At 63.0% G+C, this 8,332-nt stretch carries 9 protein-coding genes, 1 tRNA gene and 1 pseudogene; 7 read left to right on the top strand and 4 right to left on the bottom strand.

Going from position 1 to position 8,332, the window contains the following annotated elements; genetic code table 11:
- The 3 genes from ABSG20_RS23400 to ABSG20_RS23390 all read right to left on the bottom strand — a co-directional run.
- Window positions 1-669 (bottom strand): tyrosine-type recombinase/integrase (locus tag ABSG20_RS23400; protein ID WP_423866884.1); only part of this gene is annotated, 669 nt, incomplete at its 3' end.
- 153 nt (window positions 670-822) lie between these two features.
- Window positions 823-912, bottom strand: a tRNA-Ser gene (locus tag ABSG20_RS23395).
- Window positions 913-1,247: 335 nt separating this feature from the next.
- Entirely contained in the window at window positions 1,248-2,354 is a 1,107-nt protein-coding gene (locus ABSG20_RS23390; protein WP_423866883.1) for an ROK family protein, read from the bottom strand.
- A gap of 359 nt (window positions 2,355-2,713) precedes the next feature.
- Between ABSG20_RS23390 and rplU the strand changes: the two genes are divergently transcribed.
- The 3 genes from rplU to ABSG20_RS23375 all read left to right on the top strand — a co-directional run bounded on the left by rplU (window position 2,714) and on the right by ABSG20_RS23375 (window position 4,347).
- Window positions 2,714-3,100 (top strand): 50S ribosomal protein L21, encoded by a 387-nt coding sequence (rplU, locus tag ABSG20_RS23385; protein ID WP_423866882.1) that lies wholly within the window; start codon window positions 2,714-2,716, stop codon window positions 3,098-3,100.
- Window positions 3,101-3,244: 144 nt separating this feature from the next.
- Window positions 3,245-3,517, top strand: a complete 273-nt coding sequence (gene rpmA / locus ABSG20_RS23380; protein ID WP_423866881.1) for a 50S ribosomal protein L27 — start codon at window positions 3,245-3,247, stop codon at window positions 3,515-3,517.
- A 197-nt stretch (window positions 3,518-3,714) separates the two neighbouring features.
- Window positions 3,715-4,347: a GNAT family N-acetyltransferase gene (locus tag ABSG20_RS23375; protein WP_423866880.1), complete on the top strand. Its 633-nt coding sequence runs from the start codon at window positions 3,715-3,717 to the stop codon at window positions 4,345-4,347.
- Window positions 4,348-4,431: 84 nt separating this feature from the next.
- Here the strand turns inward: ABSG20_RS23375 and ABSG20_RS23370 are convergent, their stop codons facing one another.
- Window positions 4,432-5,352, bottom strand: a complete 921-nt coding sequence (locus ABSG20_RS23370; protein ID WP_423866879.1) for a DMT family transporter — start codon at window positions 5,350-5,352, stop codon at window positions 4,432-4,434.
- A gap of 385 nt (window positions 5,353-5,737) precedes the next feature.
- Here ABSG20_RS23370 and ABSG20_RS23365 point away from each other — a divergent pair.
- The 4 genes and pseudogenes from ABSG20_RS23365 to ABSG20_RS23350 all read left to right on the top strand — a co-directional run.
- Window positions 5,738-6,082, top strand: a pseudogene (locus ABSG20_RS23365) (ATPase domain-containing protein); the annotation flags it as partial.
- 31 nt (window positions 6,083-6,113) lie between these two features.
- Entirely contained in the window at window positions 6,114-6,299 is a 186-nt protein-coding gene (locus ABSG20_RS23360; protein ID WP_423866878.1) for a circadian clock KaiB family protein, read from the top strand.
- A gap of 6 nt (window positions 6,300-6,305) precedes the next feature.
- Window positions 6,306-7,838, top strand: coding sequence for a PAS domain S-box protein (locus ABSG20_RS23355; RefSeq protein WP_490338334.1), 1,533 nt, complete (start codon window positions 6,306-6,308; stop codon window positions 7,836-7,838).
- Window positions 7,839-8,222, top strand: coding sequence for a response regulator (locus tag ABSG20_RS23350; protein ID WP_423866876.1), 384 nt, complete (start codon window positions 7,839-7,841; stop codon window positions 8,220-8,222).
- Window positions 8,223-8,332 lie beyond the last annotated feature (110 nt).

The raw sequence follows: 8,332 nt of genomic DNA, 5'->3' as shown, positions 1-8,332 counted from the left end.
CTTGTACTGAAGCCGGAGTTTCATTCGCGCCGCCGGCACTTGCCAAATCGGAGTCTCCGGATCGAGATCGCCTAGCTCTGCCCAGGGTGTCGTGATCAACGTCCCAGGTCGCAAGGCGGTGAGCGCCAGCAGCCGCAAGGCCAATTTGGTGACGGGTGACGCCGGCGTCGCGTCCGCATGACGCAAGACTTCTCTGGCTTGCTTGAGATCCGTGATGGCCGGCTGTCGCCCCTTCTTGACCGGCCTCATTGCCTTTTGCACGGCGGCCGCCGGGTCGTTCTCGGCTCGACCTGATGCAATTGCGTAAACGAATACGGCGGACATCCGTTGCCGGATGCGCCGCGCGGTCTCGGCTGCCGAACGGTTCTCGATCTTGCGGAGCACGGATATGACGTTAGCTGCGGTGATATTCCTGATCGGGGCGGAGCCTAGGTCGGGAAATACGTCCCGTTCCAGCGAATGGAGAACGTCATAAGCATGCTGTTCGACCCAATGCCCTTTGTTCATGTCGTGCCATTCGCGTGCGACGACCTCGAACGTGGTCCCTCCATCGGTGACGATTTGCAGGTGACGTAGACGTGAAGTCCGCCGCCGTCGGTGAGCTTGTACGGCTTGTCTGCGGCCTTGGCTTTGCGGATCTGGACATCGGTCAGCATCGGCGCCCCACAATACCCGGCTTGGCCGGTACGCTACCCGGTTTCATACCCGGTTTTTTCCGGGTTTCGGCGGGCAACATCGGGAATGGATGGGAACGATTCTGACCCGTAAACCATTGCGCTGCAAGAACTTTGGTGCAAGTTGGGAACGTTTGGGATCGTTGGCTGGCGGAGAGGGAGGGATTCGAACCCCCGATAGGCTTGCACCTATGCCGCATTTCGAGTGCGGTGCATTCGACCACTCTGCCACCTCTCCTGAGGGTGCCATCAAGGGCGGTCGCCCGCCCGCGGTCGGGGCGAGTTCTAGGCGAGGATGGCGGGGCAGACAAGGCGGAGGCGGCGAGAAATCCGGTCGCTGCCGGCGGGCAAGGGGTCGAACCCCCAGGGTGGGGCCGCCAGACGCGGTTAAAAAACTGGCGGCCCCGTGTCGCGCATTGAAATTGTTGGCCGGGAAGTGCATTTCGCTGGCCAGCTTGTGCGACGCCTTCACGGTAGCGATTGGCGCGCCGCAGGCAACGGCATCCTTGATTTAGCGTAACTGTTCAAGGTTACCCGGTACGTATTACTACCTATTCTTCTTGTCTCTCTCTTTTACTTCTTGTCTTTGTCCTTGCCTTTGCTGTCGTCCCCGGTGGTCTTGTCCCGCCTGCGGTTGGTGAAGCGCGCATTGCCGAGACCGGTGCCGATGGTCAGCACGCCCCAGCGTTCGACGTCCTGCATGAAGGGCATTTCGGCAAGACCCTGCGCCACGCCGTCATTATGCATCAAGACCGCGGTATCGTGGTCGCCGATCGAAGGGATCGCCTCGACCAGGCGTGCCGGCAGATTGAATTTGCTGCTCTCCCAGTTGCCCGGCAGGTTCTGCGCGCCCTTCTCGATCGAGCCGTCGGCGTCGATCACGCCGGGACAGGCGATGCCGATGAAGGGCGCCAGTCTCAGTCCCTCGGCATCCGCCGCCGCGATCAGGCCCTTCAGCATCTTCACCAGCCGTTTGACCGCGCCGTCCCGGGTCGGTTCGTCATCGGCATGGCGCCAGAGCTCCGATTTCCACACCTCCGCCTTAGACAGATCGCTGGCCTTTTTCCAGCGCGTCTCGACCACGCCGCAGCGGATATTGGTGCCGCCGATATCGACCGCGAGGATGCTGTCATGGGCTTCGAGAATCCAGGATGGCGCGAGGTGCAGACAGCCGATCAGGCCGGCGTCGTCGGGATGATGCCGGATCGGCACCAGATCAACCTTGCAGCCCGCGGCCTTGAGAATGATATCGGTGCGCGCGATCGCAAGCTCGCCGACCCGGCTCTCGCGAAAGCCGCCGCCGACCACGATGCGTTCGGTATCGGCCCAGGCCTTGGTCTTGAGGAAGCGCTGCGTCACACACGCAAGCTCCTGGGCGAATTCCTCGATCGCGCCGTGCACCAGCGCGGCGGCGGCGATGTCGTCGCCTACCAGCGCCGCGTCGAGCGTGCCCTTGCCGATGGCTTCAGTGGATTTGCTGCCGAGCGGATCCTCGCCGTTCTTCTTCAGCGGCTTGCGCAGGCCGTCGAGAATCCTGCGGAACGCGCTCTTGCTGGCGCGGTCGCCGACAAAGCCGTCTTCGTCTTTCAGCTCGATATTGAAACTGTCGACGTCGACCGACGGCAGACGGGCCGCGCCGTGCCGGGCAATGCCCGTTGTCGCCATGCTATCTTCAGCCATTGTGCCCTGGCCCTGCCGGAACTTGGGATACAACGGCTGGGGAACCCATTGGTTTCACCGCGGGGCCCGACCCGGTGCGGACGGGCATTGGTGCGGAAAGCGGCACAAATCCCTCATGTTGGGCCGTTTTCGGACCGCTTTGCCTTGACTCCCGGCGCTTGCCCGCTATAAGTCCACCCACCCGGCGCGGGAGTTCCTCGCGCCGCTTGTTTTTGTGCCAATCAAGGGATTGGTTTCCCGGCGCAAAAAAAAACGAACCCATGACGGTTCTAGGCCGTTTGGTTCTAAGCCATAGCGACTGAAGAAAAAGCCGGCCCGGACCCGTCCGAGGCCGGGATCGAACACGAAGGAATAAAACGATGTTCGCAGTCATCAAGACCGGCGGCCGGCAATACCGCGTCGTTCCGGATGATGTGCTTGAGATAGGCAAGATCGCCGGCGATGTCGGAACGATCGTGCAGCTTGGCGAAGTCCTGCTGGTCGGCGGCGATCAGCCCGTGCTGGGCGCGCCGATGGTGGCCGGGGCCTCGGTCGCGGCCGAAGTGCTGCAGCACAAGCGCGGCCCGAAGGTGATTTCGTTCAAGAAGCGCCGCCGCAAGAATTCCCGCCGCAAGCGCGGCTATCGCGACGAGATCACGGTGCTGCGCGTCACCGAGATCCTGACCGACGACAACAAGCCTTCGATCGGTCCGCGGCCGAAGCGCGAAAAGGTGGCGGCAGCCGCGACTGCCGAGGCCGAAGACTAGGCGCCACCGGGCGCGACAAACTGGCGCACGCCGCGGTGCACAACGCCGCGAAGCGCGAACGTGATAAAAAGTGAAGCATCGAAAAAAGTGGAATGATTCCATTAAGGAATTGATCTAGAGATACGACTAAGCAGGAGACGGGTCATGGCGCATAAGAAAGCAGGCGGTTCATCGCGAAACGGGCGTGATTCGGCGGGCAAACGGCTCGGCATCAAGGCCTATGGCGGCGAGCGTGTCATTCCCGGCAATATCATTGCGCGCCAGCGCGGCACCACCTGGCATCCCGGCCATAATGTCGGCATGGGCACCGACCATACTCTGTTCGCCAAGGTCGAAGGCCATGTCGAATTTCGTGCAAAAGCCAACGGCCGCACTTTCGTATCGGTGGTTCCGATGGCGGAGGCTGCGGTCGAGTAAGCGGTGGATAAGTTCACGTCCGCCGGATCCTGTGAACCGGCGGAGCTCAAGCGGGCTCTTTAGGGGAGGCGGGAAACCGGCCTCCCTTTTTTAATGATGCGTGTTCCGCAGAGTGATCCGAGGATGGATATCGGTTTTGCGGGGCGAACATTCGCCGAAATTAAGCTGTGGTTTGCTTACGCCTGGAGGAGCCCGATATGCTGCAGGATAACCCGACCTCGCGATGGCGCGAGCCGAGTAACTGTGTCCTGGAGACCGAACGACTGATATTGCGCAGGCCAACGCTCGCCGACATCAATTTCATTGCCCGGCTCGCCAATGACCGGCGTGTCGCGGTGAATACCCGCCGCCTGCCGCATCCTTATCTAAAGGAGCATGCGGTGCAGCTGGTCAATGGCCAGGCCGAGCCGGACAGCCCGACGGTGTTCCTGATCGAGCTCGATCACCGGCCGATCGGCATGGTCGGCATCGACTGGCGCGAACCGGCGACGCCGGAACTCGGCTATTGGCTCGGGGTCGATCACTGGGGCCAGGGCTTCGCCACCGAGGCGATCCGCGCCGTGATCGATTTCGCGTTCGAGGAGTTCGGTGTCGAGCAGCTGGTTTCGGGCGCGCGGGTGGTCAATCCGGCCTCGCGCAACGTGCTCGAGAAATGCGGCTTCCAATGGAGCGGCGTCGAGCTGCATCGCTTCGAGGCGCTGGGCTCATCGACCCCGGTCGATTGCTTCCGGCTGACCCGCAGCGTGTGGTCGTCGCTGAAGAACTGGAGCAAATCGACGCGGCGCGCGGCGAGCCGGCCGCCGGACCAGGACGTGGTTCCGGCCAAGTAGGGCCAGCCTTCAAAGCTATTGAATCGGATCTGGTTCTCCCGTCCCCCCGCGAAGCGGTGGGGAGGGGAGTTTCCAAGTGCGCCCTCACACCAGCGGCGGATTGACCTCGGCAGCAATGCTGCCGAACTTCCGCTCGTGCAGGAATATGTACAATCCGGAGCCGACGATGATGGTTGCGCCCGCCACCGTCGCCGGCGAAGGCACGTCGCCGAATACGACATCGCCGAACATCATGGCCCAGACGATCATGGAATATTGATACGGCACGACAACGCTCGCCGGCGCCAGTTTGAGCGAGCGATTGCCGCACAACAGGGCCGCTACCGAAATGCATCCCGCCGCGGCGAACAGAGCAAGGCTCCCCAGGCTCGGCGTCACCCAGCCGATCGGTGACAGCAGCGCACCAAGCGCGAACGTCCCGGCGAATTGCGACGACGCCAACACGATATCCGCCGTCGCCCGCAGCGAGCGGGTGATCAGCATCAAGAGCGCAAAGGCGAGGCTGCCGCCGAGCGCGATCAACGCCGGCCAGCCCGTGGTTTGCGACGACGGATGCAGTGCTATCAGCACGCCGCAGAACCCGATCAGGACGGCGGCCCAGCGCCGCCAGCCGACGTGCTCGCGCAGCACGATCGCCGACAGCGCGGTGACGAATATCGGGCAGGCCAGGTAATAGGTGATGACATCGGCCAGCGGCAGATAGACGACGCTGAGAAAAAACGCGGCCACTTCGAGGGTGGAAAGCATCACCCGCAGCAATTGCAGCCATGGCCGCTCCAGATGCCTGAACGCCCCACGATACCGCCACATCACGGGCGACAGCAGGATCAGCGCCGCACAGCCGCGCAGCCACAATAATTGTCCGACCGAATAGGTCGCGACGATGAACTTGCCGAGCGCATCGCCGAACGAGAACATGAAGACCGACAGCAGCATCAGCCCGATGCCGGCCAGCCGCGCCGAGCGCTCGTCGCCGGCGGCGGGGATTTTGGCGGGCAGGCTCATGATGTCCCCGGTAGCGGCGCAGGATCCTCTTCGTCATGGCCGGAGTTTGTTCCGGCCATCCACGTCTTTAGCGCCCCTGTTGTTTTTAAAGACGTGGCTGCCCGGGACAAGCCCGGGCATGACGAACGCGGCGGATACAATTGCCGCGGGAACACCCCCGCGCCAGGGGTAACCGGAAATCTCGCAGCTGCCGAAGAACGACATCCGGTTGCGACATTTTTTGTCTGCGGAGCTGTCCAAGATTTCGGGCGTCCGCGCTGTCGTGGAAGCAGGCAAGGATAAGGCGCCTGGGGTCGAACAAGGCGGCCCGCGTCGAACGCGTTTGTGAGCAATTTCGCACAGACGCGCGCGACAGTTTGCCTTACGATCCCGGCGGGAGTCCAACGAAGGACTGTTCATTCGCATCGGGCACGCCATCGATTCGATCGGCGCGAAACGCGTGGTGCTCGACACGGTCGAGGCGCTGTTTGCCGGTCTGCCGAACCACGCCGTTCTGCGCGCCGAGCTGCGCCGCCTCTTCCGCTGGCTGAAGGATCGCGGCATGACCGCGATCATCACCGGAGAAAAGGGCGAGGGCAATTCGATCACGCGCTACGGCCTGGAGGAATACGTGGCCGACTGCGTGATCGTTCTTGACCAGCGCATCCAGGAGCAGATCTCCACCCGGCGGCTGCGCGTCCTGAAATATCGCGGGTCCGCCCACGGCATGAACGAATACCCCTTCCTGATCGGCTCTGGACGGACGCTACGATCTGGAGGTCGTGGACATCTCCCAATATCCGTCGCTGGCCAAAGGCGAGCAGATCATCGCCGCACCGACCTTGATCAAAAAGTTGCCGCTTCCGCTTCGCCGGTTCATTGGCGACATGTCGCAGACCGATCGCATCCTGCTCGGGCTCGACCTCCGCGAGTCCGCGCAGAAGCCCTCGCCGGCAAGAACGCGCTGATCCCGCATGCGCACAAGATCGCCCCGACGACCAGCACTGCTCGAGGAAAACGCCGCGCTCCGGGCGCGATTGGACGAGGCGGAGGAAATGCTCCGGGCGATTCGTCGCGGCGAGGTGGATGCGCTGGTGGTCCAGAGTGCCGAGGGTCCGCAGCTTTACGTCCTGCAGGGCCAGGACGCCGAAACCAACCGATTTCGTGGAGAGATGCTGGCGCAGGTCAGCGATGCCGTGATCGCCGTCGATAGCGAGGAGCGCATCATTTATCTCAACGCCGCCGCCGAACGGCTATACGGCTTCGCTGCGTCCGGGGCTCTCGGGCGAGCGCTGTCGAAGATACATGAAACGCGATGGCTGCATCCCGAGGGCGAGGCCGCCGCGAAGGCCACCCTGGACGAGCGCGGGGAATGGCGCGGCGAGAACGTCCACGTCAGGCACGACGGCCGCGAGCTGAACGTCGAGTCGGGCGTCACGGTGCTGCGCGGGATCACCGGACAGCCGGCCGGCATGCTCGCCGTCATCCGCGATGTGACCGAGCGCAAGCAGCACGAGGATAAAGTCCTGATCTCGGAGATACGCTACCGCCGTCTGTTTGAAACGGCACACGACGGAATCCTCATCCTCGACCCCGGCACGGGCAAAATCGTCGACGCCAATCCGTTCATTACGGAGATTCTGGGCTACCCGCATGACCAACTGGTCGGCAAGCAGCTCTTCGAGGTCGGCCTGCTCGAAGACGAAGCCGCAAGCCTGGAGATGGTTCGGAAACTGAAACTGGTGAGCCAAGTATGCTACGAAAACTTGCCGCTCGAAGTCCACGGCGGACGACATCGGGTAGCCGAGGTCGTGGCCAACCTCTATGAGGAAAACGGCCGCCCCATCATCCAGTGCAACATCCGCGATATCACCGAGCGCAGGCGTTCCGAGGAGCATGTCAAGCTGCTGATAGCCGAGGTCAACCACCGCGCGAAAAACCTGCTCGCCGTGGTTCAAGCCGTTGCTCATCAAACCGCGAAGCGCGGCGACCCCGCGACCCTGGCGCAGCGCCTGTCCGACCGCATCGGCGGCCTCGCCGCCGGCCAGGACCTGCTGGTCAAGAACAAATGGCAGGGAGTCGAAGTTTGCGATCTCGTCGAGGCCCAGCTCGACCATTTCAAGGAGCTGATCGGCTCGCGCGTGCTGCTCGACGGCCCGCCCGCGCGACTGAGGGCGGAGGCCGCTCAGGGCATCGGCATGGCGCTGCATGAGCTCGCAACCAACGCCGCCAAGTTCGGGGCGCTGTCAAACGGCGAGGGGCGGGTGCGCATCGTCTGGCAAGTCGTTGCCGACGCCAAACCGGCGTTTTCGATGTCCTGGCTGGAAGATGGAGGCCCGAAAGTTGCGGTAGCCGCCCGGAAGGGTTTCGGCCAGGTCGTGATCGGTCGGATGGCGGAGGCGGCGGTCCAGGGCACCGCCGAGATCATCTATGCGGAGCAAGGTCTCTCGTGGAACTTGAGCGCGCCATTGGAGAACGTTCTGGCGTTAACCCGGGCTGAAACGTAGATGAGCGCGCCCGCGCCGACCGGCGACAAACGGTGCAATGCGCGTATCCTCATTGTCGAGGACGAGGCGTTGCTCGCATACATGCTCGAAGAGTTTCTCCTTGAGGCCGGTTTCGAGATCGCCGGCGTGGCTGGAAGACTTGAAACGGCGCTCGCGATAATCGAAAAGGGCGTCCTCGATGCCGCCGTCCTCGACGCCAACCTGGCAGGGGTCAGCGCCGGCCCTGCTGCGTCGGCGCTGGCGGCACGCGGACTGCCTTTCATCGTTGTTTCCGGTTACTTGCCCGAGCAACAGCCGAGTGCTTTTTCCGGGGCTATCCGCCTTCAAAAGCCGTGTCGGCCCGATGATCTCGTCACGGCCCTGCGCAGCATCTGCCCGCCATGAACCGGAAGCAGGTACGCTAGCAACCAACGACATCCAGTTCCTCAACCGCTTGTCTACGGAGCCAACTTTGCTGCCCGCGCACGGCTCTCGGATTCACACATCTCCTCTCG

This window comes from Bradyrhizobium sp., assembly GCF_049512235.1.
Taxonomy (GTDB): domain Bacteria; phylum Pseudomonadota; class Alphaproteobacteria; order Rhizobiales; family Xanthobacteraceae; genus Bradyrhizobium.
This window is presented reverse-complemented; position numbering and strand designations above follow the sequence as displayed.

Coding starts and splice junctions, on each gene's coding strand:
- ABSG20_RS23355 (WP_490338334.1), top strand. CDS start 6,306: ATGCGCACAAGATCGCCCCGACGACCAGCACTGCTCGAGGAAAACGCC.
- ABSG20_RS23375 (WP_423866880.1), top strand. CDS start 3,715: ATGCTGCAGGATAACCCGACCTCGCGATGGCGCGAGCCGAGTAACTGT.
- rplU (WP_423866882.1), top strand. CDS start 2,714: ATGTTCGCAGTCATCAAGACCGGCGGCCGGCAATACCGCGTCGTTCCG.
- ABSG20_RS23370 (WP_423866879.1), bottom strand. CDS start 5,352: ATGAGCCTGCCCGCCAAAATCCCCGCCGCCGGCGACGAGCGCTCGGCG.
- ABSG20_RS23350 (WP_423866876.1), top strand. CDS start 7,839: ATGAGCGCGCCCGCGCCGACCGGCGACAAACGGTGCAATGCGCGTATC.
- rpmA (WP_423866881.1), top strand. CDS start 3,245: ATGGCGCATAAGAAAGCAGGCGGTTCATCGCGAAACGGGCGTGATTCG.
- ABSG20_RS23390 (WP_423866883.1), bottom strand. CDS start 2,354: ATGGCTGAAGATAGCATGGCGACAACGGGCATTGCCCGGCACGGCGCG.